Here is a 26,291-nt window from a genome sequence, read left to right on the forward strand (position 1 = left end):
ACCCAAAGGGGTATATCAGAATAATGCGGAATGCGGCTTAATCCGATAACAAAAATGATATCAATCATATAAAGGTGACGAGGGCATGGGCGCTTTAACGGCAGACTGGTTTTTTCGGGCGCGACTAAAGTTGCGCCACCTGTATCTGTTCGTGGTCATCGGGGAGCAGGGCAATCTGCACAAGAGCGCTGAATTGATGGGGATCAGTCAGCCGGCGGCGTCGCGGCTGCTGGCTGAAATCGAGACGCGTCTCGGCCAGTCCCTGTTCGAACGCCATGGGCGTGGACTGACGCCCAATCCCTTTGGCCAGCTGATGATTCGTCGTGCGCGGGCCGTGCTGGATGAACTCGGTGATGCGGGAGAGGAATTCAACGCCATTTCGGCCGGATTGCTGGGGGTGGTCAATATCGGTGCGGTCATGGAGCCGGCCGTCACGCTGGTCCCGCAGACCATCGAGCAGGTACACAAGGACCGTCCGGGGCTCAAGATTACCGTCCATGTGGCCGACAGCCGTGCGCTGGTCAATGGTCTGATGGATGGCCATTTCGATTTCATTATCGCTCGTATCCCGGCTGGTTTTCCGGGAGATGCCTTTGTTTTCGAGGAAATTGGCGAAGAAGACCTGTGCTTTATCTGCAGTGACAGCCACCCCATGGGGGAGCGCAATCCGCCGGAACTGACCGACCTGGCAGACTATCCCTGGACGCTGCAGCCGCCGGGTACCCTGATGCGTCAGCGCATAGAGGATCTGTTTCGTCATCGGGGCGTGGACTTCCCGCGCTGGGTGGTTGATACGTCGGATCTGCCGGCGTCCCTTGCGCTGGTGGATCGCTCCGAGTTCATTACCGTAGCGACCCACAAGGTGGCGGCCCTGCTGTGTGACACGGCGCGCTTCAGAATTCTCAATGCCCGCAACAAGTTGAGCGTGCAGCCTTATGGGCTGGTCAGTCTGCGTCGGCAGCGCCTGTCACCCGCGGTGGCCTCCGTCATGGAGGAAATCCGCCGCCGGATGTGATGACGTGTCGCGGTGCATTCGGTGTGAATCATCTATCCTTGGAGATTGCCTGCCGGCAACGATAATGGAGAGAACATCATGGCCGAACTGATTCTGTTTTATGACGGCGCCTGCCCTCTATGCGTCCGCGAGATTGGCCATTTGACCCGCCTCGATGAACAGGGGCGGATCCAGTGCGAGGATATCCAGAAGGATGATTTCGAGATGCGCTGGCCGCAGGTCGACCCGCAGGAAGCCAGCAGTATTCTTCTGGGGCATTACCATGGGCAGGTTATCAAGGGGCTGGATGTTACCCACCGTGCCTGGTCACTGGTCGGCAGGGGATGGCTGACGGCTCCCTTGCGCTGGCCGGTCGTGCGGCCGGTGGCGGATCGGGTGTACCTGTGGTTTGCGCGTCACCGCTATACGATTTCCGGCGTACTGACGGGACGCCGTCGCTGCGACAGTTGCGCGTCCGGCAAGTGCGATATTCCCCGCCGATGATGCTGCTGTGCCTCTCGGCACAAGGTCGTAATGTCATTTTGATGTGATCCGGTGATACTTGCTATATCACATAGTCAAATGGCATGAGACCACGAGAGGTGTCCTTCATGAATACCACGATATCCCGGGCCATCACGGCCGCTGTTGTTCGCGGCAAGGGTGCCCCCTTTACGCTGGAAGAGGTCAACATCCGTGAGCCTGAGGGCGTTGAGGTGCTGGTGCGCGTGGTCGCCACCGGCATGTGTCATACCGACCTGATCGTGCGTGACCAGCTGTATCCGGTGCCGCTGCCACTGGTGCTGGGGCATGAAGGCGCCGGTGTGGTCGAGGCCATCGGACCGAACGTGACCCGGCTGGCGGTAGGAGATCATGTGGTCATGAGTTATGGCTTCTGTGGCGGCTGTTCGCCCTGCGATCACGGCCACATGTCGTACTGCAAGGAGTTCTTCGGTCGTAACTTCGGCGGCAGTGATGCGGATGGAAAGTGCGCCATTACGGATCGCCAGGGCGAGGCAGTTCATGATCACTTCTTCGCCCAGTCCTCCTTTGCGACCTATGCCATCAGCACGGAAGACAGTGCCGTGAAAGTATCCAAAGAGGCCCCGCTTGAGCTGCTTGGGCCTCTGGGCTGCGGTATCCAGACCGGTGCCGGTGCGGTAATCAACACCCTTGGGGTACGCCCGGGCAGCCGGTTTGCCGCGCTGGGCGCCGGCGCCGTTGGCCTGTCGGCAGTAATGGCGGCCCGCGTGGCCGGGGCGGCCATGATCATTGCCATCGACGTGGTGCCTGAGCGCCTGGCACTGGCGATGGAGCTTGGCGCCACTCATGTTATCAATGCCAGCCACGAAGACGTGGTTGAGCGCGTGCGCGAGCTTGGCGGTGGTGGGGTTGATTATGCACTGGAATCGACCGGGCGAACCGAGGTGCTCAGGCAGGGCGTTGATGTGCTGGCCGGCCGCGGCACGCTCGGCGTGGTGGGGGCTCCGCCGCTGGGTCATGAAGCAGCCTTTGACGTCAACGACCTTCTGCTTGGCGGCAAGAGCATTCGTGGCATTGTTGAAGGCGACAGTGTGGCGCGGGACTTTATTCCGCAACTGGTGGAGCTGCATCGTCAGGGGCGGTTCCCGTTTGATCGGCTGGTGAAGTTCTATGATTTCGAGGATATCAACCAGGCCGCCGAAGACAGTGAACGGGGGCTGACGCTGAAACCCATCCTGCGCATGGCCCGCTGACACCCTGGCTCTGGGGGGCTCGATGCGTGAGCACCTGGCATGACAGCGCGCCGGATGCTCACGTATGCTGGCGGCCACCAGGGCCGTGCCCGGCCTATCTTGATTCCAGGACCGCCTTTCACCTCCATGACTGACTCCCTGCCCGATATTCTCGCCGGCCCGCTGCTGCGGCGTGCCGAGCCTCACCGCGTGGTGTGGTGGCTGGTGGCATCCCGGCCGCTGACCCTGCAACTGCTGCTGGATGGTGCCGAACCGGCCATGTCCTGCCATGACCTTACGCCTCATCTGGTGTGCCTGCCGATAGGCCGCCACGCGTTCATTCATTTGATCGATGTGCCCTTCGAGACACCGTTGCCCCAGGACGTGCGGTTGCGCTACGACCTTCAGTACCGTGACCCCGACGCCGTCTGGCAAAGCCCGTTCAGCATGACGCCGACCCTGTGCTATCCGGGGGAGGCGTTGCCCACACTGGTACTGCGCTCCCGGCTTGATGATGTGTTGCACGGGTCCTGTCGAAAGCCGCACCAGGCTTGTGGCGATGGGCTGGTGCGGGCCGATGAGTGGGTCGAGGCCGGCCAGGCCGAGGCGCTGGAGCGCCCGGCTGCCCTGTTGATGACCGGGGATCAGATTTACGCCGATGACGTGGCCGGGCCAATGCTTTCGGCCATTCATGCCCTGGTTATGCGCCTCGGGCTTCATGACGAGCCGCTGGAAGAGGCCGCTGTAAGCCATGGGCGCGAGCTTGCCGGCCGTGATGATCTGCTTTACCGGCGTGCCCATCTGCTGCCGGATCAGCCTTCGAACGAGGCGCTGCGCGACAAGTTCTTCGGCGGCAAGCGCAAGCCGGTCTTCACCACCGCCAATGCCGAAAATCACCTGATGACGGTGGCGGAAATGCTGGCCATGTATCTGCTGGTCTGGTCGCCGGTGCCCTGGACCCTCATCGAGGTGGCCACGCCGTCACTGGAGGCCGAGCTTCAGGACCGATATACCGATGAAGCCCGGGTCGTGGATGCGTTTGTCGCTGGTCTGCCGCGTGTGGCGCGTGTGCTGGCGCACCTGCCGTCCCTGATGATCTTTGACGACCATGACGTGACCGACGACTGGAACCTGACGGCAGCCTGGGAAGTGGCTGTATATTCGCACCCGTTTTCACGGCGTATTGTCGGCAATGCGCTGGTGGCGTATCTGCTGTGTCAGGGATGGGGCAACGACCCCGATAAAATGAACGCACCGCTTCATGAGGCGGGCCACTGGCTGGCGACGGCCAGCGAAACAGGCATGCTGGATGCGGCCGCCCACGATGGGCTGATTGATCATCTGCTGCGCTTCACCGGCTGGGGCTATACGCTCGACACCACGCCGAAGCTGGTGGTGCTGGATACCCGTACCCGCCGGTGGCGGAGTGAGCGGCGTCTGCATCGGCCTTCCGGGCTGATGGACTGGGAGGCGCTGTGCGAGTTTCAGCAGGACGTACTGGAGCAGCCTTCCGTAGTCATCGTATCCGCTGCCCCGATCTTCGGTGTCAAGCTGATCGAAGGCATCCAGCGTCTGTTCACCCTGGCCGGCAAGCCACTGATGGTGGACGCCGAGAACTGGATGGCGCACCGCGGCGCCGCCCATACCATGCTCAATATCCTGCGACACCGACGTACGCCTCAGCGCTACGTCATTCTCTCAGGCGACGTTCACTATTCCTTTGTCTACGCGCTGAGCCTGCGCCGGGGCCATCAGGACAGCCCGCGCATGTGGCAGATTACCAGCAGCGGGCTCAAGAATACCTTTCCGGAGACGCTGCTGACCTGGTTTGATCGCCTCAACCGGTGGCTGTATGCCCCCTGGTCCCCCCTGAACTGGCTGACCAAGCGGCGCAGGATTGCAGTCATTCCCTGGCGGCCCGAAGGCGCACGTCACGGGGAGCGGTTGTGGAACAACGCTGGTATCGGGCGGGTACGGTTGAACGAGCAGGGTGAGCCTTCCGAAATAGTTCAGCTGGGCGCTGATGCTCGTGATACCCGCTTCAGGCCGATCCGGCGCTGAGGTGCCGATCACGTGGCGGTGCAGGGTGCAGCGGACTATCCTGGAAGACACTTGCCAACAGGAGTCTTCATGTCGTCTCGCCCCGTCGCCGCGCCCCTGCCGCGTGCCTTTTATGATCGCCCGACCCTTGATATCGCCCGGGAATTGCTCGGCTGCCATCTGATCGTGGACCACGAGGATGGTCGTCTTGTCGGCCGTATCACAGAAACCGAAGGCTATCTGGGCTTTGCCGATACGGCCTGCCACTCCTCTCATGGCCGTACGCCCCGTACCGAGGTCATGTTCGGGCCGCCGGGCCATGCCTACGTTTATCTGATCTACGGTATTTACGACATGCTCAATGTGGTGGTCGGGCCGCTGGATGATCCCTGTGCGGTGCTGATCCGGGCCATTGAGCCGCTGGAAGGGGAAAGCGCCATGATTGCCCGTCGAGGCGGAAAGCGCGGACGCGAACTGGCCAATGGCCCGGGCAAGCTGACACGAGCGCTGGGGATTACAAGATCAGCCTTCAATCGCCACGACATCTGCACCGGTCAGGGGCTCTGGATCGAGGCCGGTTCCCCCGTACCGGAGGCGGATGTACTCACCGGGCCGCGCATCGGCATCGATTACGCCGAGCCTGAGCACCGCGACGCGCCCTGGCGGTTTCGTGTCAAACGGGACGCCAGGCGAGCATGATATATCCGCCTGTGCTTGAGCCTGGTGCGCTGATCGGCTTCTTTTCGCCCTCGTCGCCGGCGACCGCCTTTGCCCCTGATCGTACTCGCCGGGCTATCCAGTACCTCACGCAGCAGGGGTACCGAGTAAAAGCGGGACATTTGACGGGGAATAGTGATGGATATCGGGCCGGGTCTATCAAGGCGCGAGCAGACGAAATCAATACGCTGGTTCGTGACCCTGAGGTTCGCGTTCTCATGGCAACGATCGGCGGTCACAACAGCAATGCCTTACTGCCCTATCTCGATTGGGAAACACTCGCTGCTGACCCCAAAATCATCGTCGGTTATTCGGATGCTACAGCACTGTTGCTGGGAATCTATGCTCGATTGGGCCTGGTTACCTTCTATGGGCCAACTCTGGTCGCCTCGTTCGGCGAGCAGCCGCCATTGGTCGATCAAACCTTTGCATCGTTTCAGAATATGACGGTCAGCTCAGGGGAAACGTCCCTTCGCTATAACATGCCACCTGACTGGACTGATGCGTATGTACCCTGGGAAACCCAGCATCATGCCAAGCCCACGCAGGCTAACCGCTGGCACTTTGATGGTTCAGGCGTCATTGAAGGCCGGGTGATCGGCGGCAATCTGCATACGATGGCCGGGATCTGGGGCAGCATCTATATGCCCGAGATTCAAGAGGGAGATATTCTTCTCATCGAGGACAGTCAAAAAACGATCGCCGCCGTTGAGCGCCATATCGCCCATTTGTCGCTCTGTGGGGTCCTTGAGCGTATTGCAGCACTGATTATTGGAAAACATGAACGGCTGGATGACCAGGGCAGCGGTAAAACGACGATCGACGTCGTGCGAGAGGTGTTGGACGGTCGGCCCCTTCCCATTGTGGATGGCATGGATGTTGGTCATACGCACCCCATGCTCACGGTGCCTATTGGTGCCACCCTGCGTATCGATTTTACTCGTGAATCAGTAACGCTACTGCCGCGCTAGACCGATGCCATGAAACGACGAACGGCCGAGGCGACGCGGCGCTGGCGTTCTTCCGGCGGAAGGTTCGGTACCTGGCCGACCATGACCTGAATATGCAGGTCGCTGATCAGCATGCCGGAGAATTCGCCGGCGGCCAGTCGGGGGTCATCGATGATCAAATGGCCCTGACTGACATGATGCGCCAGGTAGCGGGTAAGCCTGTCCAGGGTCTGGAACGGGCCATGATCGAGAAAGTGACGCGCCATCACCGGGTGGCGGTGAAGGTCGTTCAAAACCAGTCGGTACATGGCCAGGGCCTCGGGTTCGAGCAGGAAATCGAGCAGCCGATGACCAAAGCGTGTCAGCCCGTCAATCGGTGAGCTGTTGTCGGCCAGTGCCTGTTCGAGCGGTGCAAAGATCGAGAGGGCGCGCTGTTCGATGATGGCGATGAACAGCCCTTCCTTGTTACCGAACATCTTGTAGAGGGTCGAAAGGGAGCCTCCTGCGCGACGAACCACTTCGTTGACGCTGGCCTTTTCGTACCCCTGCTCGATGAACACCTCCAGCGCGACACTCAAGAATCGCTCGGCCCGCTGCTGGCCCTTGGGGGTGAGCCGGGTAATGTCATCACCCATGAATAGCGACTTCCTGTGCTGGTGCCTGCAAAAAGTGTAGCGTATGCTACGTTTTTTCCCGCGTTATCGGAACCTTTCTCATGGCGTCCATTGCAAGAACCTGGATCAAACGGCTTATTATCGCGCTGGTGATTGTTGTGCTGCTGCTGGCCGGTCTCTGGAAGGGGTGGCACTGGTGGCAGGCCGGACGCTTCATCGAGGAAACCGATAATGCCTACCTTCATGCCGACAGCGTGGCGATACGCAGCGAGCTGAATACGCGGGTCATCGGTGTCAACGTTGATCATAATCAGCGGGTCCATGCCGGTGATACGCTGGTGACCCTTGATCCGACGGACTACCAGGATGATCTGGCCCAGGCACGAGCGCAGCTGGCCCAGGCACGTGCTGCCGTCACCCGGGCGGAGCGCAGCATTGAACTGCAAAAGGCGGTGATTGAGCAGCGAAACGCTGATATCGCGTCTGCTGCCGCGCAGTTGAAGGAGGCGCGCCAGACCCTGTCGCGCACTAAAACCCTGGTGAGCAAGAGCTACTCGTCGCGGCAGCAGCTTGACAGTGATCAGGCCGGTTTTGATGTGGCCCAGGCACGCGTCAGCGCCAGCAAGGCAGCACTGACGTCGGCAAGGCGCCAGCTGTCGGTGGATGGCGCCAGCCTGGAGGATGCCGAGGCCAGTCGGGATAACGCCCAGGCTGCCCTTCAGGCTGCGCAGCATCAGCTGGACAAGACCCATATTACGGCACCGTTTGGTGGCGTTGTGGGCAATGTCACCGTAGAGCCCGGTACCTATGCCCAGCCGTCACTGACACTGATGACGCTGGTGCCGGTGGACTCGCTGTATGTAGTGGCAAACTACAAGGAAACCCAGGTGGCCCGCATGCGCGTAGGGCAGTCGGTGCACATCGAAGTGGATGCCTATCCGGATACCGAATTTACCGGGGTTGTCGAAAGTCTGGCTCCTGCAACCGGTGCCCAGTTCAGCCTGTTGCCGCAGGATAATGCCACCGGCAATTTCAACAAGATCGTACAACGGATACCGGTGCGCATTCGCCTGACCGGGCCGGAAAAAATGTTGCCGTATCTGCATTCGGGTCTTTCGGTGGTGCCATCTGTGGATACGCGTGACGAAGGGCAGGGGCTTTATGTTGCCGCCCCGCTGTCCGGGCCGGTGGTTCGTGATATCACGCCTCGGGTTCCGGGCGCCGATTGATGAATACGCCGGTGCAGGAAATGCCCTCCTGGCGCGTGCGGATTGGCTTTGTCGCGGCAGTGTTCGGGATGTTCATGGCCATTCTGGATATCCAGATCGTTGCCAGTTCCCTGAACGAGATTCAGGCCGGTGTCTCTGCCAGCCAGGATGAAATCTCCTGGATTCAGACCGCGTACCTGATTGCCGAGATCATCATGATTCCGCTGTCCGGCGTCATGGCGCGCATTTTCTCGACCCGCACGGCCTTTGTGATCTCAAGTGTCGGATTTACGCTGGCAAGTCTTGGCTGCGCCATGGCCAGCACCATCAACGAACTGATCGTGCTGCGCGCCATCCAGGGATTCATGGGTGGGGCGATGATCCCGATTACCCAGGCCGTCAGCTTCACGATCTTCCCACGTCACAAGATGGGCTCGGTACAGGCCGTCATTGGCCTGGTAGCAACCATCGCGCCATCCATCGGGCCGACGCTGGGGGGCTACATCACGCAGCACATGAGCTGGCACTGGCTCTTTCTGGTCAATGTCATCCCCGGCATTCTGGTGACCATTGGCGTCTGGTGCCTGCTGGATATCGATACCGCTGACAGGAAGGCCATCAAGCGCCTTGATGTCATTGGTCTGGCATTGATGGCGCTGTTTCTGGGCACGCTTGAGTTTGTGCTTGAGGAGGGGCCTGATGATGACTGGTTCAGCAACCGGCTGATTCTGGGCTTCAGTGTGGTATGCGCCGTGTCCTGTGTGCTGTTTTTCTGGCGGGCCTTCACCGCCAGATACCCGATCATCAATCTGCGGCTGTTCCGTGAGCGTAATTTTGCCACCGGGGTCGGGCTTGTCTTTGTCATCGGGATCGCGCTGTACGGGCTGGTCTATCTGATGCCGCTGTATTTCGGTACGGTGCGTCATTTCAACAGCCTTCAGATCGGTGAGGTCATGTTCGTGACCGGCATCGCGATGTTTGTCACGGCCCCGCTGGTTGGCAAGTTCAGTGACCTGGTGGATCTGCGCATCCTGATCGGGCTGGGACTGTTGCTGACTGGTATCGGCTCGGTGATGAACGCGAACCTGACGGAGGATTCCGGCTACTGGGAGTTCTTCCTGCCACAGCTGGTGCGTGGCGTCGGCATGATCATGTGCATGGTGCCCTGTGCCCGTATCGCACTGGGCAGCCTGTCGCCCCAGCAGGTCGGTGATGGCAGTGGCATGTTTTCGGTCATGCGTAATCTGGGCGGTGCCGTGGGACTGGCCCTGCTGGATACCGTGCGTGATCACCAGCGTGACTATCACTGGATGCAGTTGATTCCTTCCATCAATCAGGGCCGCGAGGTAGTGGTGACGGAGCTGGCCCGATACCAGCAGCAGTTCACCGGCGTAGTGAGTGACCCCCAGGCGGCGGCCATCAAGATGATTGCCTCGCGGGTGGCCGGCCAGGCAGAAGTGCTGGCCTTCAACGATATCTTCCTGTGGCTGGGACTGATCTACATCGTGGCGTTCCCGATCGTCTTTCTGCTCAGGAAACCGACCTGATACCGTCCCGGCCCAGCCGGGCCTCGCATCCTCTGTTCTGATTGACTACGCTTTTCCAGGGTCTGTCCCTGCCTTGACCGTAGGCGGGCGCAGACAAAACCCCAGGCAGCCAAGGCAGGCTGCCTCAGATTATCCAGGTCCAAATAACAAGAATCGGGCCGGACTCATTGATGAGGAATGTCATGGTAGACACCACCCCCGCGACTGCGGTTCAGCATGCTGATCCTGCAGCGACGCCCCGATTGCATGATGTCGAGCTGACCATCAACGGTCAGACCCACCACTTGTCCATTGAACCCAACGTGGTCCTGCTGGATGCCCTGCGTGAACGCCTGGGGCTGACCGGCGCCAAGAAAGGCTGTGACCATGGTCAGTGCGGTGCCTGCACCGTGCTGGTGGATGGCAGATCAATGAACAGCTGCCTGATGCTGGCCTCGATGGCCGATGGCTGCGATATCACCACCGTTGAAGGTCTGGCGAAGCCGGATGGCACGCTTCACCCGGTACAGCAGGCCTTTCTGGAGCATGACGCTTATCAGTGTGGTTACTGCACGGCCGGCCAGATGATGAGCGCCACCGCCATTTTGAATGATCCCTCCATTGAGCGTACCGATGCCTCCATCAAGGATGCCATGAGCGGCAATATCTGCCGCTGCGGTGCCTACAAGAATATTCATGATGCGATCAAGACCGCGGATGCGCGTCTGAACGGCGGAGAGTAACCCATGAGAACCTTTGAACTGACGCGGCCGACAGCCATCGGCGACGCGCTGGAGCACCATGGTGCGCGCGATGCCTTCATCGGCGGCGGTACCAACCTGATTGACCTGGTCAAGCTCGGTGTCATGCGGCCCGAACAGGTCGTGGACATCAATGGCCTTGGCCTTGATGACATCGAGACGCTGGACGACGGCCGAGTCAGCATTGGCGCGCGGGTCAGCAATGCCGACCTTGCCAGGGATGACCGCATCATGCGGGATTACCCGGTACTGTCGCAGGCGCTGCTGTCCGGCGCGTCCACCAGCCTTCGCAACATGGCTACCACGGCAGGTAACGTCATGCAGCGTACTCGCTGCCCGTACTTCCGTGATACGGCCATGCCCTGCAACAAGCGCTCGCCCGGCAGTGGCTGCAGCGCCCTGACCGGCATCAATCGAAATCACGCGGTACTCGGTGGCAGCGAAGCCTGTATTGCCGTTCACCCCTCCGACATGTGCGTGGCCATGGCTGCCATTGGTGGCACGGTGGTGCTGGAAGGGCGCAAGGGGCAGCGTGAAGTGCCGTTTGCCGACTTTCACCTTCTGCCCGAGCGTCACCCCGAGAAGGAGCACGACCTTCACGATGACGAGATGATCACGCATGTGATTCTGGATGCCCCTCAGGCCGGTGCAGCATCGAACTATCTGAAGCTGCGCGACCGGGCCTCCTATGAATTTGCACTGGCCTCCTGCGCGGCCATTCTGACGCTGGATGGCGATACCGTCAGCAGCGTACGTCTGGCGCTTGGCGGGGTAGCCACCAAACCCTGGCGCGCCCTGGATGCGGAAGCGGCGCTGGTTGGCATGGAAGCCACCACCGACAGCTTTGAACACGCCGCGGTACTGGCGTTTCAAGGCGCTGTTCCGCAGTCCGGCAATGCCTTCAAGGTCACCCTTGGGCAGCAGGCTATCGTACGGTCGCTGCGTGATGCAGCCCGCGCACTCAAGGCACAGGGAGATCGCTCATGAGTACTGCCACAGGCACCCCGAAACCCCGGATCGATGGCGCGCTCAAGTTGACCGGGCAGGCGGATTACACCGCTGATATCTCGCTGGAAGGTCAGCTGTACGGCTATCCGGTGGGCAGCACCATCGCCCGTGGCGAACTGACCGGGCTGGAACTTGAAACTGCACTGGCGATGCCGGGTGTGGTGGATATCTATCACGCTGGAAACTTTGATCCGAGCCTCAGGCATTCGCCCAACAGCTTTGCCGAGGAAAATACCGTCAGCGAACCGCGCCTGCCGTTTGAAGACTCGACCATTCATTATCACGGTCAGTACATTGCCCTGGTAGTGGCCGATACGCTTGAGCATGCCCGCGCGGCCGCCGGCGAGGTGATTCCCTGGTACAGCAATGACCGCCCGGCGGTCATTGACAGCCTTTCCGCCCTGCCAACGGACGATACCGGTTTGCCGGGAGTGCTGCAGGAGGGCGACAGCAACAGCCGCGGTGATGCTGCTGCGGCCTTTGATGACGCCGAGGTTACCCACGACGCCTTCTACAGTATTGCTACCGAAACCCACTCGGCCATGGAGCTGCATGCCAGCACTGCAGTCTGGGCCGGTGATCGGCTGACGGTGTATGAATCCACCCAGGGCGTCGTATTTCAGAAAAACGCACTGGCCGAGATCTTCTCGATGCCTTCCGAGAAGGTCAATGTGATCTCTCACTTCATCGGATCAGGCTTTGGCGGCAAGCTCTTCATGTGGCCACACGCGGTCATGACCGCGGTCGCTGCAAGGCGGCTTGGCAAACCCGTCAAGACGGTCGTACCGCGTCAGCTGGTCTTTACCTCTGCCGGCAGCCGCCCTGCCTCACTGCAGCGAATCCGAATCGGGGCGCGCAAGGATGGCACCCTGACCTCCATCCGCCATGATGCCAACAATGAGACCGCCTTCGTCGGAATGCATGACGACACGGTCATTACGGCCACCCCCAGCATGTATGCCTGCGATAACGTCGCCGTCACCAATCGGGTGGCTGAGGTCAACCACGGCATGCCGTGTCCGATGCGCGCACCGGGAGAAGCCCCGGGGCTGTTCGCGCTGGAAACGGCCATGGATGAACTGGCCTGGCAGCTGGATATTGACCCGCTGGAACTGCGTCGGCGCAACTTCACTGACAAGGACCCGGCCAGTGATCTGCCCTGGTCGAGCAATTACCTCAAGGAATGCTGGGATAATGCGGCCGAGCGGTTTGGCTGGGAAAATCGCACTGCTGAAATCGGCTCGATGCGTGAAGGGGATGAAGTCATCGGGTACGGCATGGCGACCCAGAGCTGGGAAGCGATGCGCCAGCACTGCTCGGCGCGGGCCACCTTTCTGGCCGATGGCGGCATGCAGATTGCCTGCGGTACTCAGGATATCGGCACCGGCACCTATACCATCGTGGCGCAGACTGCCAGCGAACTGACCGGCATCCCCATTGATGACATCGATGTGCGGCTTGGTGATGCCGCCCTGCCTTCCGGCCCGCTGTCCGGCGGTTCCTTTGCCACCGCCACGGTACTGCCGGCCGTCAAGGCGGCCATCGAGGCGGCGGTCAGGAAACTGGCCGAGCGGGTCAATGGTGATGGTCAGGCCTTCGAGGGCGCATCTGCCGACGACATCACCCTGAAGGACAGGTCACTCGTACAGGGCGACCGCAAGGTGGCTGTCACTGCACTGCTGGATGAGCTTGAACTGGGGCAGATCAGTGACGTGGCATCGACCGCGCCTGGTGACGAGCAGGACCGGTTCAGTTTCCGCTCCTTCGGCGCGGTGTTTGTCGAGGTGCGCTGGGATCCCGGCATCTCGCGGCTGCGGGTGGCTCGTATTGTTTCCACCATCGATATCGGGCGCGCCATCAACCCGATGACGGCACGTAACCAGGTGGAAGGCGGTCTGGTCATGGGGCTGGGCATGGCCATGTTCGAGCAGACCGAATTCGACCATAACGGTTACCTCTATAACAGTAACCTGGCCGATTACATCGTGCCGGTGCATGCCGACATTCCGCCGATCGAGGTCGAGCTGCTGGATCACCCCGATTATCACCTCAACGTGTTTGGGGCACGTGGGGTGGGCGAAATCGGCCTGACCGGTATCGCAGCGGCCATCTCCAACGCGGTATACCACGCTACCGGCAAGCGCATTCGCGACCTGCCGATCACCCCCGAGCGGCTGCTGGCCGACTGAAGATTGCCGGCGGCGGCGCTGTCCGCCGCCGGTGCACCGGAGTTGATCATGACCGAGCATTTCGATCCAGGGACTCAACAGGACGAGACGGCATCGACGTCGCGTCGACATTTTCTGAAAACCGTGGGGGCATCAGGGGTGGCGGCGGCGTCAGTGCCGCTCTGGGGCCCGGCTGCCCAGGCCCGGGCTGCTGATGACCCGCCCCCTCGCTCGGATGCCCCCCGTCAGGGCCTGAGCCGCATCAGGCTCAACATCAATGGGCACCTGCATACCGTGGATATCGCACCGCAGATGGTGCTTCTGGATGTGCTGCGTAACGAATCTGGTCTGACCGGCACCAAGAAGGGCTGCGATCACGGCCAGTGTGGCGCCTGCACGGTGCTGGTCAACGGTCAGGCGATCAATTCGTGTCTGTCGCTGGCCATCAGTCATCAGACCGATGAGATCACCACCATCGAGGGGCTGGAGCATAACGGTGAACTGCATCCGGTGCAGGCAGCCTTCTGGGAGCACGATGCCTTTCAGTGTGGCTACTGCACTTCCGGTCAGATCATGAGTGCCGTGGCCCTGCTCAACGATAAGCAGATGGGTGAAAGCGACGCTGCCGTTCGGGAGGCCATGAGCGGCAATATCTGCCGGTGCGGGGCGTACAGGAATATTCTCGCGGCCGTCCAGGATGCCCGACAGGTCATGAAGGGAGGTGCCTGATGCGCGCATTTGATTATACCCGCCCCGGGGCGGTGGACGCCGCCATTGCGACCCATGCCCGGGCGAACTCTGCCTATCTGGCCGGTGGCACGACGCTTCTGGATCTGGCGAAAATCAATATCATGCAGCCCGACCAGGTGGTGGATATCAACGGCCTGGGGCTTGACCGCATCGAGCGCCTGAAGGATGGACGGGTGCAGGTCGGCGCGCTGGTCACCAATACGGCGCTTGCCCGGCATGAGCTGATCGAGACGCACTACCCGGTGCTCTCACAGGCATTGCTGTCCGGTGCCAGCACCCAGCTTCGCAACAAGGCCACTACGGCGGGTAACGTCATGCAGCGCGTGCGGTGCCCCTATTTTCGTGATGGTACCTCGCCCTGCAACAAGCGTGATCCTGGCAGTGGCTGTGCGGCCATTGGCGGCGTCAATCGCGAAACGTTTGCAGTGCTGGGGACCAGCGATCAGTGCATTGCGGCTCATCCCTCCGACATGTGTGTGGCGATGGCTGCCATCGGTGCCACGGTCAGCGTAATGGGCCCCAACGGCCCGCGCGATATTCCCTTTGACGCATTTCATCTGCTTCCAGGCACATCGCCTGCGCGGGAGCATGCGCTCGAGCCTGATGAGCTGATTACCCACGTGACACTGGACGCCCCTCCCGGCGGTGCTCGCTCCGGGTATCTGAAGCTCAGGGATCGCGCGTCCTATCAGTTCGCGCTGGCCTCCTGTGCGGCGCAACTGTCGGTGGAAGGTGGCGTGATCCGCGCACCGCGCATTGCGCTCGGGGGCGTGGCCACCAAACCCTGGCGAGCCACCGACGCCGAGCGAATGCTGGATGGCAAGGTGCCCTCCAGGGCGCTGTTCGAACAGGCCGCCAGTGCCGCGTTCAACGGCGCGACCGCGTATGAACACAACGCCTTCAAGATTCCGCTGGGCCGGCATGCCATCATCGCCGAACTCGGCGCGTTGACCGGACTCGAGACGATGCAGGAGGTTTCATGAGCGATCAGACGCTGGGCGCGGGGCCCAAACGCATTGATGGCCGGCTCAAGGTGACCGGCCAGGCGACCTATACCGCCGATCATCAGCTCGACAACAAGGCCCACGCCTACGGTGTCTTCTCGACCATCAGTCGTGGGCGCATCACGGGGCTGGCGCTCGAGGTTGCACGCAACATGCCTGGCGTGATCGAGATCTTCCATCACGGTAATTTTCCGGCCCTGCACCATACCCCCTCCTCGATGGCCGGGGGCAACAAGGTCGAGGAAACCCGGCTGCCGTTCGAGGATGAGCGCATCTACTACGATGGCCAGTTCGTCGCGCTGGTCGTGGCCGAACGGTTTGATCAGGCCCGCGCGGCAGCGCAGGCGGTTACGGTGCGCTATGAAGAAGAGACTCCGCGGGCGAATCTCGAGCAGGGCCTGACCGCCCATGGCACTCGCGAGGGCAAGGGCAATCATTCGCGGGGCAATGCGAAGCAGGCCTTCGAGAGCGGAACGCATCGCATGGAGGCGACCTACACCACACCGGTCGAAACGCATAACCCGATGGAGATGCATGCCACCCTGGCCCACTGGCCGAACGGTCGGCTACAGGTCTTTGAGTCCTCCCAGGGGGTGGTGCAGCAAAAGGGGGCGATGGCCAAGATCTTCAATCTGGCGCCGCACAAGGTGGAGGTTATCTCGACCTTCATCGGATCAGGGTTTGGCAGCAAGCTGTGGATGTGGCCACATGCAGTCGCCGCAGCGGCGGCGTCACGGGAAATCGGGCGGCCTGTCGAACTGGTGGTGCCGCGATCGCAGATGTTCACGACTACCGGTCACCGGCCGGAAACGAAACAGACACTGAAGCTTGCCACCGATGAACAGGGCCGCCTGGTCGCGCTGAGCCATCACTCGATTTCGAACACGTCCTGCACCGATCAGTACGTTGAAACCTGTGGCAGCGTGACCAAAAGCCTCTATAGCTGTGACAACGTCTCGGTCGATCACCGCACGACCCAGGTCAACCGTGGTACGCCGACCTCCATGCGTGCTCCGGGTGCGGCGCCTGGGCTGTTCGCGCTGGAATCGGCAGTGGATGAAATGGCGCTGGCCGCCGGTATCGATCCCCTGACCTTTCGGCTCGACCAGTTTGCCGACCGCGATGAAAGTCAGGACCTGCCGTTTTCGAGCAACCATATCAGGGAGACGGCCGAGCGCGCCGCAGAACGCTTTGGCTGGCATCAGCGCAATCCGAAGATCAAAAGCATGCGCGAAGGGCGGGAGATCATCGGCTACGGCATGGCGGCCTGCAACTGGGAGGCCCTCAAGCGTCCCTGTGATGCCCATGTCGCGCTGCGCGCCGACGGTACGGTGTATGCCTCCTGTGCCACCCAGGATATTGGTACCGGCACCTATACCATCGTGGCGCAGACGCTGGTCGAGCTGACCGGGGTCCCCTTCGAGCGCATCGAGGTGGAGCTTGGGGATACGTCCTACCCGAAAGGGCCGATTTCCGGCGGTTCCTGGACCACGGCAACCACGCTGCCGGCGATTGCCGAGGCCACTCGTCATGCCATCATGGAGCTCAAGACCCGCGCCGTACGCTCGGGGGGACCGTTCGACGGCGTCGATGTCGCGTCGCTCAACTTCGAAAACGGCGTACTCTCCCACAACGGTAAACAGATGTCGTTTGCCGAGGTGTTGTCCTCGATGAAGCTCGCCAACGCCGAAGGCGACGCTCATACCGAGGGCGCGGATACCTCGAAGTACTCCTATCGCTCCTTCGGCACCCACTTCGTTGAAGTGCGCTGGGACCCGCTGCTGGCCAATCTGCGCGTGGCGCGGGTGGTCAGTGCCATCGACGTGGGGCGGGTTATGAATGAGAAGACCGCCCGCAACCAGGTCGAGGGGGCGATTGTCATGGGGCTTGGCATGGCGATGTTCGAGCATACCGAGTACGACCCGAGAACCGCCCGGGTGGTCAACAACAATTACGCCGAATATCTGGTGCCGGTGCATGCCGACCAGCCCGAGATTGATGTGATTCTTCTGGACTATCCGGATACCGCATTCAACGAGTTCGGGGCACGCGGTATCGGCGAGATCGGGATTACGGGGCTGGCTGCTGCAGTAGCCAACGCGGTCTACCATGCCACGGGTATTCGGGTGCGGGATTTGCCGATTACAAAGGAAAGGCTGATGGCTGGCGCCTGAGCAGGGCAGGCCATCAACAGCCGCCTTCGGGCGGCTTTTTCATGGGCTGTGCCTCGGTACGGCGGTCCCTCATGATGGGTTGCTTTCCGATATACTCGAGAAGCGTCGCATTCCCTGTCCCGCCCGGGGCAGGGCATCCGGCGCGTCCCCTGTTGGTCACGACACGTCGTCCGGTTGCCGCTTTTGACGAGCCGGTCCGCGGTTGTGGTCAATGATTCATGGATGTACCGGGTGCCGAGGAGAGGGCAATCGTTTGTCTGCAACAATCAAGGATGTGGCGTTACTGGCAGGGGTATCGACCACCACGGTATCGCATGTGCTGAACAAGACGCGCTTCGTGGCGCCGGCCACCCGAGAACGTGTGCTCAAGGCGGCCAATGAGCTGCATTACGCGCCGAGCGCGGTAGCGCGCAGTCTGAAGGTCAAGACCACAAAAAGTCTTGGCATGCTGGTGACGACCACCCTGAACCCCTTTTTTGCCGAAGTGGTCAAGGAAGTGGAACGGCAGTGTTATCAACAGGGGTATACCCTGGTGCTGTGCAATACCGATGGCGAGCTTGAAAAGACCAACGCCTATCTGATGATGCTGGCGCAAAAGCGGGTCGATGGCATTCTGGTGATGTGCTCCGAGTACGATGATTCCCTGTTCAGTGCCGTGATCGGCAAGCGTGACCTGCCCATGGTCGTCATGGACTGGGGGCCTTCCGGGGATTACGTCGACCGCATTCAGGACAATTCGGTGAAAGGGGCCCATCTGGCCGTTCAGCACCTTGTCGAGCAGGGACATGAGGCCATCGCCTACATTGGCGGCCCACTTGAAAAGCTGCCGGCGCGGCAGCGCTACGATGGTTTTCTGGAGGCCATGCACGAGGCCGGTCTGCCGGTGGTGCCCGAGTGGATCATCGAGTCCAACTTCGAGTTTGAAGGTGGCAAGCTCGGCATGCGTCGTCTGCTGGCGAGCCCTGCCTTGCCAAGCGCTGTGTTCATCGGGAACGATGCCATGGCGATGGGGGCAATGAGTGAAGCGCAGTTGTCAGGGGTGAGTATCCCGGAGACGCTCTCCGTCGTCGGCTACGACAACTGCTTTTATTCGGCCTATCTGACGCCTCCGCTGACCACCATCGATCAGCCCAAGCGTCGGCTTGCAGAGCAGGCCGTCGCCTCCATGATCGAGCGGATCGATAATCCGCGCCAGAACGGGCGCCTGATCATGCTCGAGCCTGATCTGGTGATACGCTCCTCCGTCAAAACCATGGCTCGCTGTTGAGAAGCAACAGCCCTTTTGACGGATTTATATACTTTCGTAGATGACTATTGGGGAAAATAAATTTATTGATTACAGGCCACGATGAAACCCGGGGTTTCAGACCGGAATTCATTATTGATGCCCCGTTAGTTTCTTCAAATTCAGATGCTTGCAACATGTAGCTGAATTACAGATAAAGACGCGCATCCCTTCTTTTTAATGTTTTAAAAACAACAATTTATTCTTTTTCGATGTGCTCGTTGACATCGTCCAGGGCTCTGGCTTAGAAATGGCAGACATTTTACGCAATCGTTTGCTATTTCCATGACAGGGCCTGTCGGAGACAACAATGAAAAAGAAAACCTTCCTGAAAAGCATGATGGCGGCAACGCTATTGACACTTGCCAGCGGCAGTGTGCTGGCAAGCAATGGCCTGATCGCCATTATTACTCCCTCCCACGATAATCCGTTTTTCAAGGCGGGGGCCGAAGGTGCCAGGGAAAAGGCGGAAGAGCTGGGTTATGACACCCTGTCAGCCTCTCATGATGGTGACGTCAACAAGCAGAATCAGTTGATCGAAACCGCCATTGCCCGTCAGGCGAAAGCCGTGGTGCTTGATAATGCCGACTCCGAAGCCAGTGTCGGCTCCCTGGAGCGCTTGAAGGCGGCAGGCATTCCGGCCTTTCTGTATGACCGTGAAGTCAACAAGACCGGTGTGGTCGTGACCCAGATCGTGTCGAACAACTTCCAGGGCGCGCAGCTGGCCGGTGAGAAGTTTGCCGAGCTGATGGGCGATGGGGGCAAGTACGTCGAGCTGATGGGTCCGGAATCGGATACCAATGCGCAGGTACGCAGCGCCGGGTTCCACGACATTCTGGATAACTTCCCAGAGTTTGAAATGGCCGCGCAGCAGAGCGCCAACTGGAGCCAGACCGAAGCCTTCAGCCGTGTCGAGTCCATCCTGCAGGCCAATCCCGATATCAAGGGCATCATTACCGGCAATGACTCCATGGCGCTGGGTGCGGAAGCGGCACTGCAGGCCGCAGGCCGCGATGATGTCTTCATCGTCGGCTTCGACGGCCTTGATTATGCCCGCGATTCGATCCTGAAGGGGGGCAACATCAAGGCGACCGTCATGCAGCCGGCTTATGCCCAGGCGCAGCGTGTGGTCGAACAGGCCGACAAGTACATCCGTACCGGTTCCACCGGCATGCCTGAAAAACAGCTGATGGACTGTGTACTGATCGACAGCTCCAATGCGGCAAGGCTCGACAACTTCTCCCTCAAACAATAACCACCAGAGCGGAGCGGCCATGCCTGGCTGCTCCGCTGCAGGGTTTATCATGCGTTATAACTCCTTGTTCCGGCTGCTGGGCCTGGTTTTCTGCCTTCATCTGCTGAGCGCCTGTACCGTTACCGATCTTGATGATGACGGTAACCCCATTATTCCCGCCGACCCGAACGCGCCGGTAAGTTACGAGCACCTGAGCCTGTCGGAAGTGGCGGACACGTTGTGGGCCCCCAGGATCTTGCCTGAAGCTCGTGACGAGGCCATCGACTGGCCCACTCTGATGGCCCGCCTTGCCGCGCCGGGTGATGGCACCGCGACCAGTGTTTTCGTTCATTTTGATGGCGTGGTCGAGCGTGTCGACACCAGCAGGATACGTGGATCGGTGACCGTGAAGGTCGATGATCAGGACGTCGTATTGCAGACCGGCCGGATCGTGCGAGGCAACGCCATTCGTGATGCATCTCGATACGTCGTGTTCGATGACTTCAAGAACCAGATTCGCTTTGCCCAGATCTCTCGTGAGTTGAACTCTCGTGCCATCGAGGGAGCCGGCGCGCTGGATGAAAGCTGGCAAGGGCAGCCCGTGTCCGTGATTGCTGCAATCACGTTCGACCATGGAACGCTGCGTGACGCAGTGCCGATTCAGATCGAACGGAGCGGCGAGTAATGCATAGCAGCGATACGGCGGATGTGGTGATGCGTGCCGAGGCGATCTCCATGGTCTACCCGGGCACGATCGCTCTCAACGAGGTGGATTATCGCGTATACCGCGGCAAGGTGAACGTGATCATCGGGGAGAACGGTGCAGGCAAGTCGACACTCATGAAGATTCTGGCCGGGGTGCAGCAACCAACATCCGGCCGGATTTTTCTGAACGAAGAGCAGGTGACGTTCAGCAGCACCCGGGACGCAGCCTCCAGAGGTGTCGGCATGGTGCATCAGGAGCTGAACCTGTTCGGCAACCTGAGCGTGGCGGAGAACATCTTCCTTGGTCGTGAACGTCAGCGCGGGCTGATGCCGATCGACACCGCCGAACAGCACCGGATTACCGCCGAGCTGATGGCGCGACTGAATCAGGATATCGCTCCCTCGGAGCTGCTTTCCAACCTCAAGGTCGGCCAGCAGCAGCTGGTCGAGATCGCCAAGGCTCTGGCAGATCAGGCGGATGTACTTATCCTGGACGAGCCGACCTCGGCGCTTTCAAAGACCGAAATCGAATTGTTGTTCGAGGTCATCCGTGATCTGACGGCCCAGGGCGTATCGATCATCTACATTTCTCACCGGCTCGAGGAGCTGATGGCGATCGGTGATCACATCACCATCCTGCGCGACGGCAATCTGCAATCGGAGGCGCTGATCGAAGCCATCGATGTGCCATGGATCGTGCGTGAAATGCTGGGCAGTGATCCGGTGACCGACTTTTTGAAGCCGGGCCGTGAGTTTGGCGAGCCGGTACTGGAGGTGCGCAACCTGAGCCTGGTCAGCACTACCGGGCTGACGCTGGTCGATGAAGTGTCGCTTGAGGTAAGGGCCGGGGAGATCGTCGGTGTCTACGGCCTGATGGGCGCCGGTCGCACGGAGCTGATGGAATGTCTGCTCGGCCTTCAGCGCTATCAGGGCGAGATTACCCTTGATGGCCAGAGCGTGCACGAGGGCACCAGTACCAGTGAGCGCATTCGCCGGGGCATGTGTCTGGTGCCGGAAGATCGCAAGAAAAACGGCATCTTCCCGGTGTCCTCGGTCAGTAACAACATGACGATTTCCAGCCTGTGGCGACGGCTGAAGCACCGCTTCACCATCGATGAACCGGCAGAAGATGCCGCAGTGAATTCGGCCATCAACACCCTGTCGATCAAGGTCTCCTCGCCGGATATCGAGATTCGTGCCCTGAGCGGGGGCAACCAGCAGAAGGTCGTGATCGGTCGCACCCTGTTGACCGACCCAAAGATGCTGCTGCTGGATGAACCTACCCGCGGTATCGACATCGGCGCCAAGGGCGACGTGTTCGACATGATGGTATCGCTCTCCGAGCGGGGGATCGGGGTGCTGTTTTCGACCTCGGACCTCAAGGAAATCATGGCCGTCTCGGACCGTATCCTGGTGATGTCAGGCGGCAGGCTGACCGCCAACGTATCGCGTCACGACGCAACAGAATCCGCGCTTGTCTCGGCAAGTGCGCAAGGGCTCTAGCATGAATACACCACACAACAGCACTTCTTCCCCGGCGTCCATCATGTCGAAGGACAACCTTTTGTTGCTCGTATTGAAGATGCGGACGTTCATCGCCCTGTTCTTGATACTGGCTTTTTTTACCGTGATGGTGCCGGGCTTTCTGGAGCCCAGCAGCCTGGTCATCATGGTCAAGCACATTGCCATCAATGCCTTTCTGGCCCTGGGCATTACCTTTGTCATCATCACCGCCGGCATTGACCTGTCGATCGGGGCCATTCTGGGCTTCTGCGGCATGGTGGCGGGCTGGCTGATCACCAAGGGTATCGTGTTGCCGATGCTGGGCATTGCCATCTTTCCAAGCATCTGGCTGGTCGTGCCCATGGTACTGGTCATCGGTGGATTGATCGGGGCACTCAATGGCCTGTTGATCACTCGCTACAACGTCGCGCCGTTCATCTGCACCCTCGGTACCATGTACATCGTGCGTGGCGCCGCCATGCTGCTGTCCGGTGGCGAGACCTTTACCGGCCTGTCCGGCAATCCGCAACTGGGCAATACCGGGTTTGAACTGATCGGCTCGGCCAGGCTGCTGGGACTGCCCTATGCGATCTGGATGATGTTCATTCTGGCCGCCGTCATTGCCTATATCGCCAAAAGGACCCAGTTCGGGCGTCACGTATTTGCCATTGGCGACAATGAGCACTCTGCGGAGCTCTCCGGGGTCAAGGTCGCTCGGGTGAAGGTGTGGGTCTATACCATCTCGGGGCTGTGCGCGGCACTGGCGGGCATTGTGGTGTCATCCCAGCTGGTGGCAAGCCACCCGGCCACCGGCATCGCCTTCGAGATGAATGCCATTGCGGCCGTGGTGCTGGGCGGCACCTCACTGGCCGGCGGTCGTGGTTCGATCATGGGCACACTGATCGGCGCCTTCGTGATCGGGATTCTGGCCGATGGCCTGGTCATGATGGGGGTCAGCGAATTCTGGCAGATGGTGGTCAAGGGGCTGGTCATCATTGTGGCGGTCATCATCGATCAGAAACAAAGCCGGCTGCAGCACAAGGCTGCCATCGTCAAACAAAAATAGCGCGCCGAGCCACCGCCGCGTTCGGCGGTGCCGGCAGGATCTGGAGCAGGACATGCTGAAGAACATACACCCGCTACTCAGTGGCGAGTTGCTGAACGTATTGCGCACCATGGGGCATGGTGATGATATTGCCCTGGTTGATCGCAACTTCCCCGCGACCTCGCTGGCCAACGGGCGGCCGGTCATCCGGCTGGACGGCAACAGCGTCAGCGAGGCGGCAGAAGCCATTCTGTCGGTACTGCCGCTCGACAGCTTCGTGGATCACCCGGTGCGGCGCATGGAAGTGGTCGGTGAAGACCCCGCGACCCTGCCGGAAGTACAGCAGGAGTTTTCAGCTCTGCTGCACTCGGTCGATAGTGACAGGGCGGCGATGGGGTCGCTGGAGCGGTTTGCCTTTTACGAGGCTACCCGTCAGGCCTTTGCGGTGGTGGTCACCGGCGAGGCGCGAGGATATGGCTGCTTTCTTTTGAAAAAGGGCGTCATTTTTTCCTGAGCGGAGCGCGTTACTGCCAGCAGCCTGATCGGATAGCCGCCGATCGGGCTTTTTTATGTCCGTTACCCTGTCAGGCTGTTTTGGACGGCCGATAAAACACGTTAGACTTTAGTCAAATATTATTATTCGGCATGCCTGCTGCCCCTGCTTCGGGATACTGCACTTTGAGCTCACTTTTGCTTTCGCTTCAACGCCTCTGGTCCCTGAAACGCTTTTCGTCCGGACTCAAGGTCTTCATTGCCCTGAGTGGCGCGATGGGACTGGGCTGGTATCTCGGGCATGTTTCCTGGGTCATTCCCTGGTTTCTGGGCATCATCGCCTGCGCACTGGCGGAAACCGATGATAACGTCTGGGGACGGACACGGGCCGTGGCGCTGACGCTGGCAGCCTTCTGGAGTGTGGCGCTGGGCGTACAGATGCTGCTGCCTCATCCCATTGGATTCGTGGCGGCGTTAACGGTGGGGGCATTTCTGCTGACCATGGGCGGGGCGCTCGGCGAGCGTTATGGCACCATTGCCCGTGCCACCCTGATTCTGGCGGTCTACACCATGATCGGTCTGGAGCAGAGCCAGGGCAACCACCACGTCTGGTGGTTTGAGTCCACCATGCTGACACTGGGGGCGGCCTGGTACGGGGCGCTGTCGATTCTCTGGTGCGTGCTGTTTTCACGCCAGCCGGTACAGCAGGGCATGGCGGAACTGTATCGTCAGCTCAGCGAGTACCTGATTCTGAAATCCTCGCTGTTCGAACCCAGCGATACCCGCGATATTGACCAGACCCGTCTGGCGCTGGCGCAGCAGAATACCCGGGTGGTGATGGCGATGAATCAGGTCAAGGAGCTGATCATCAACCGGCTGGATAGTCGGCGCGAACAGCCCGAGCTGCAGCGTTACCTGACGATCTATTTCATTGCCCAGAGCCTGCATGAGCGGGCCAGTTCCACGCATTATCCCTATCACACCCTGGCCGAAACCTTCTTTCACAGCGACATCCTGTTTCGCTGCCAGCGCCTGCTCAAGAGCCAGGGCAAGGCCTGCCGCAGTCTGGGTCGGGCCATTCGGCGACGCGAGCCCCTGAACGATACCCGTCACCCCGGCGCCATGGAGGATCTGCACACCTCGCTTGCCTGGCTGCATCAGCAGGAAGGGCGGTTTGATCCGATGCTGCTGGGGGCGCTGGACGCACTGGCGCATAACCTGAGCGTGCTGGACCAGGAGCTGGCCCGGGCACACGCGCCGGAAGAAACGGTACTGGCCCCGCACAATACCCTCTATGACCGCTCACCCAAGTCCCTGCGCGATGCCTGGGCCCGTTTCCGGCAGCACATGAAGCCGTCCTCGCCGATCTTTCGGCATGCCCTGCGTCTGACGCTGGCGCTGGTCGCCGGGGTTGGTGTCATGCAGGTCAGCGATCTTGAACTCGGGTTCTGGATTCTGCTCACCACGCTGTTTGTCTGCCAGCCCAACTTCGGCTCGACACGGCTTCGCCTGACCCAGCGTATTGCCGGCACGATCGTCGGGCTGGTGGCCGGCTGGGCCTCGCTGACGCTGTTTCCCTCGCCCTGGATACAAAGCACGATCGCCGTGGCGGCAGGCGTTGCCTTTTTCGTGAACCGGTCCAGCCGCTACATGCTGGCGACCGGGGCCATCACGCTGATGGTGGTGTGTTGTTTCAACCAGGTACTGGACGGGTACAGCGTCATCTGGCCCCGCCTGGTGGATACGGTCATTGGCAGTCTGCTGTCGGGCCTGGCGGTCTTTCTGGTACTGCCTGACTGGCAGGGTCGTCGGATTCATCAGCTCGCGGCCACGGCACTCAAAAGCAATGGCGCCTATCTGCGCCAGTTGATCGTGCAGTACAGCTCCGGCAAGCAGGATGACCTTGATTACCGGCTGGCCCGACGTAATGCCCACAATGCTGACATGGCCCTGTCCTCGGCGTTGTCCAACATGGCTCTGGAACCCGGGCATTTTCGAAAGGATGCTGAAGCCTGTCTGCCGCTGATGGTGACCACACATACGCTGCTTAACTATCTGTCGGCCCTCGGCGCGCATCGGGATGCACTGCCGGCCCATCCGCATCTGGCCCTACTGGATGAAAGCAGTGCCTATCTGGCGCAGTCGCTGGAAGAGGTAGCCGATGATCTGACGGCACGGCGGGCAGTGCCGGGGCAGGGAGAGGAGGGTGCGCGTATCGAAGCGGCGCTCAAGGCATCGCTGCAGGGCATGGACAGCCCCTACCGGCTGGTGCAGATGGAGCTGTTGCTAATTTCACAGCTGCTGTCCACCGTGCGCGAGCAGGCCGCGCGCTTGCAGAGCGATGTCTCTGGTGCCCACATCCGGTCAGCGACGGCATGAACGCCGCCGCTGATGCCGG

22 protein-coding genes are annotated in these 26,291 nt (G+C 60.5%); 21 read left to right on the forward strand and 1 reads right to left on the reverse strand.

Going from position 1 to position 26,291, the window contains the following annotated elements; all coding sequences use genetic code 11:
- Positions 1-85: 85 nt before the first annotated feature.
- The 6 genes from NAT21_RS01800 to NAT21_RS01825 all read left to right on the forward strand — a co-directional run bounded on the left by NAT21_RS01800 (position 86) and on the right by NAT21_RS01825 (position 6,437).
- Positions 86-1,015 (forward strand): LysR family transcriptional regulator, encoded by a 930-nt coding sequence (locus tag NAT21_RS01800; RefSeq protein WP_250935206.1) that lies wholly within the window; start codon positions 86-88, stop codon positions 1,013-1,015.
- Positions 1,016-1,093: 78 nt separating this feature from the next.
- Entirely contained in the window at positions 1,094-1,498 is a 405-nt protein-coding gene (locus NAT21_RS01805; RefSeq protein ID WP_250935208.1) for a thiol-disulfide oxidoreductase DCC family protein, read from the forward strand.
- 107 nt (positions 1,499-1,605) lie between these two features.
- The gene (locus NAT21_RS01810; RefSeq protein WP_250935210.1) at positions 1,606-2,730 is read left to right on the forward strand and encodes an NAD(P)-dependent alcohol dehydrogenase; all 1,125 of its coding nucleotides are present in this window, start codon (positions 1,606-1,608) and stop codon (positions 2,728-2,730) included.
- 126 nt (positions 2,731-2,856) lie between these two features.
- Positions 2,857-4,770, forward strand: a complete 1,914-nt coding sequence (locus NAT21_RS01815) for a metallophosphoesterase family protein (protein WP_250935212.1) — start codon at positions 2,857-2,859, stop codon at positions 4,768-4,770.
- Positions 4,771-4,839: 69 nt separating this feature from the next.
- The gene (locus tag NAT21_RS01820) at positions 4,840-5,448 is read left to right on the forward strand and encodes a DNA-3-methyladenine glycosylase (RefSeq protein ID WP_250935214.1); all 609 of its coding nucleotides are present in this window, start codon (positions 4,840-4,842) and stop codon (positions 5,446-5,448) included.
- A gap of 11 nt (positions 5,449-5,459) precedes the next feature.
- Entirely contained in the window at positions 5,460-6,437 is a 978-nt protein-coding gene (locus NAT21_RS01825; RefSeq protein ID WP_250935216.1) for a S66 family peptidase, read from the forward strand.
- On the opposite strand, the gene NAT21_RS01830 is transcribed toward NAT21_RS01825, so the two are convergent.
- Positions 6,434-7,051 carry a TetR/AcrR family transcriptional regulator gene (locus NAT21_RS01830; protein WP_250935219.1) on the reverse strand — a complete coding sequence of 206 codons (618 nt, stop codon included), beginning with the start codon at positions 7,049-7,051 and terminating at the stop codon, positions 6,434-6,436. The genes NAT21_RS01825 and NAT21_RS01830 overlap by 4 nt on opposite strands.
- Before the next feature lie 80 nt (positions 7,052-7,131).
- On the opposite strand from NAT21_RS01830, the gene NAT21_RS01835 reads away from it, so the two are divergent.
- From NAT21_RS01835 to yccS, 15 genes are all read left to right on the forward strand, one after another.
- Positions 7,132-8,259 carry an HlyD family secretion protein gene (locus NAT21_RS01835; RefSeq protein ID WP_250935220.1) on the forward strand — a complete coding sequence of 376 codons (1,128 nt, stop codon included), beginning with the start codon at positions 7,132-7,134 and terminating at the stop codon, positions 8,257-8,259.
- Positions 8,259-9,785 (forward strand): DHA2 family efflux MFS transporter permease subunit, encoded by a 1,527-nt coding sequence (locus NAT21_RS01840; protein WP_250935221.1) that lies wholly within the window; start codon positions 8,259-8,261, stop codon positions 9,783-9,785. The genes NAT21_RS01835 and NAT21_RS01840 overlap by 1 nt, the downstream gene beginning before the upstream one ends.
- Before the next feature lie 182 nt (positions 9,786-9,967).
- Positions 9,968-10,507 carry a (2Fe-2S)-binding protein gene (locus tag NAT21_RS01845; protein WP_250935222.1) on the forward strand — a complete coding sequence of 180 codons (540 nt, stop codon included), beginning with the start codon at positions 9,968-9,970 and terminating at the stop codon, positions 10,505-10,507.
- A 3-nt stretch (positions 10,508-10,510) separates the two neighbouring features.
- Complete coding sequence (locus tag NAT21_RS01850) at positions 10,511-11,512, forward strand: FAD binding domain-containing protein (RefSeq protein WP_250935223.1); 1,002 nt, start codon at positions 10,511-10,513, stop codon at positions 11,510-11,512.
- A complete protein-coding gene (locus NAT21_RS01855) occupies positions 11,509-13,722 on the forward strand; it encodes a xanthine dehydrogenase family protein molybdopterin-binding subunit (protein WP_250935224.1) in 2,214 nt (737 codons plus the stop codon). The genes NAT21_RS01850 and NAT21_RS01855 overlap by 4 nt, the downstream gene beginning before the upstream one ends.
- Positions 13,723-13,770: 48 nt before the next feature.
- A complete protein-coding gene (locus NAT21_RS01860; protein ID WP_250935225.1) occupies positions 13,771-14,430 on the forward strand; it encodes a (2Fe-2S)-binding protein in 660 nt (219 codons plus the stop codon).
- Positions 14,430-15,434 carry an FAD binding domain-containing protein gene (locus NAT21_RS01865; RefSeq protein ID WP_250935226.1) on the forward strand — a complete coding sequence of 335 codons (1,005 nt, stop codon included), beginning with the start codon at positions 14,430-14,432 and terminating at the stop codon, positions 15,432-15,434. Before NAT21_RS01860 ends, NAT21_RS01865 begins: the two co-directional genes overlap by 1 nt.
- Positions 15,431-17,629 carry a xanthine dehydrogenase family protein molybdopterin-binding subunit gene (locus tag NAT21_RS01870; RefSeq protein ID WP_250935227.1) on the forward strand — a complete coding sequence of 733 codons (2,199 nt, stop codon included), beginning with the start codon at positions 15,431-15,433 and terminating at the stop codon, positions 17,627-17,629. Before NAT21_RS01865 ends, NAT21_RS01870 begins: the two co-directional genes overlap by 4 nt.
- 253 nt (positions 17,630-17,882) lie before the next feature.
- On the forward strand, positions 17,883-18,896 hold the full coding sequence (locus NAT21_RS01875; protein WP_250935228.1) for a substrate-binding domain-containing protein: 1,014 nt from the start codon (positions 17,883-17,885) through the stop codon (positions 18,894-18,896).
- A 328-nt stretch (positions 18,897-19,224) separates the two neighbouring features.
- Positions 19,225-20,169, forward strand: a complete 945-nt coding sequence (locus tag NAT21_RS01880; RefSeq protein WP_250935230.1) for a D-ribose ABC transporter substrate-binding protein — start codon at positions 19,225-19,227, stop codon at positions 20,167-20,169.
- A gap of 49 nt (positions 20,170-20,218) precedes the next feature.
- On the forward strand, positions 20,219-20,833 hold the full coding sequence (locus NAT21_RS01885) for a DUF2291 family protein (protein ID WP_250935232.1): 615 nt from the start codon (positions 20,219-20,221) through the stop codon (positions 20,831-20,833).
- On the forward strand, positions 20,833-22,356 hold the full coding sequence (locus NAT21_RS01890; RefSeq protein WP_250935234.1) for a sugar ABC transporter ATP-binding protein: 1,524 nt from the start codon (positions 20,833-20,835) through the stop codon (positions 22,354-22,356). Before NAT21_RS01885 ends, NAT21_RS01890 begins: the two co-directional genes overlap by 1 nt.
- 1 nt (position 22,357) lies before the next feature.
- Positions 22,358-23,422 carry an ABC transporter permease gene (locus NAT21_RS01895; protein WP_250935236.1) on the forward strand — a complete coding sequence of 355 codons (1,065 nt, stop codon included), beginning with the start codon at positions 22,358-22,360 and terminating at the stop codon, positions 23,420-23,422.
- A gap of 52 nt (positions 23,423-23,474) precedes the next feature.
- Complete coding sequence (locus NAT21_RS01900) at positions 23,475-23,915, forward strand: RbsD/FucU family protein (protein ID WP_250935238.1); 441 nt, start codon at positions 23,475-23,477, stop codon at positions 23,913-23,915.
- 164 nt (positions 23,916-24,079) lie between these two features.
- A complete protein-coding gene (gene yccS, locus NAT21_RS01905; RefSeq protein WP_250935239.1) occupies positions 24,080-26,272 on the forward strand; it encodes a YccS family putative transporter in 2,193 nt (730 codons plus the stop codon).
- Positions 26,273-26,291 lie beyond the last annotated feature (19 nt).

Origin of the sequence: Larsenimonas rhizosphaerae, from assembly GCF_023700005.1 — a bacterium.
Taxonomy (GTDB): Bacteria; Pseudomonadota; Gammaproteobacteria; order Pseudomonadales; family Halomonadaceae; genus Larsenimonas; species Larsenimonas rhizosphaerae.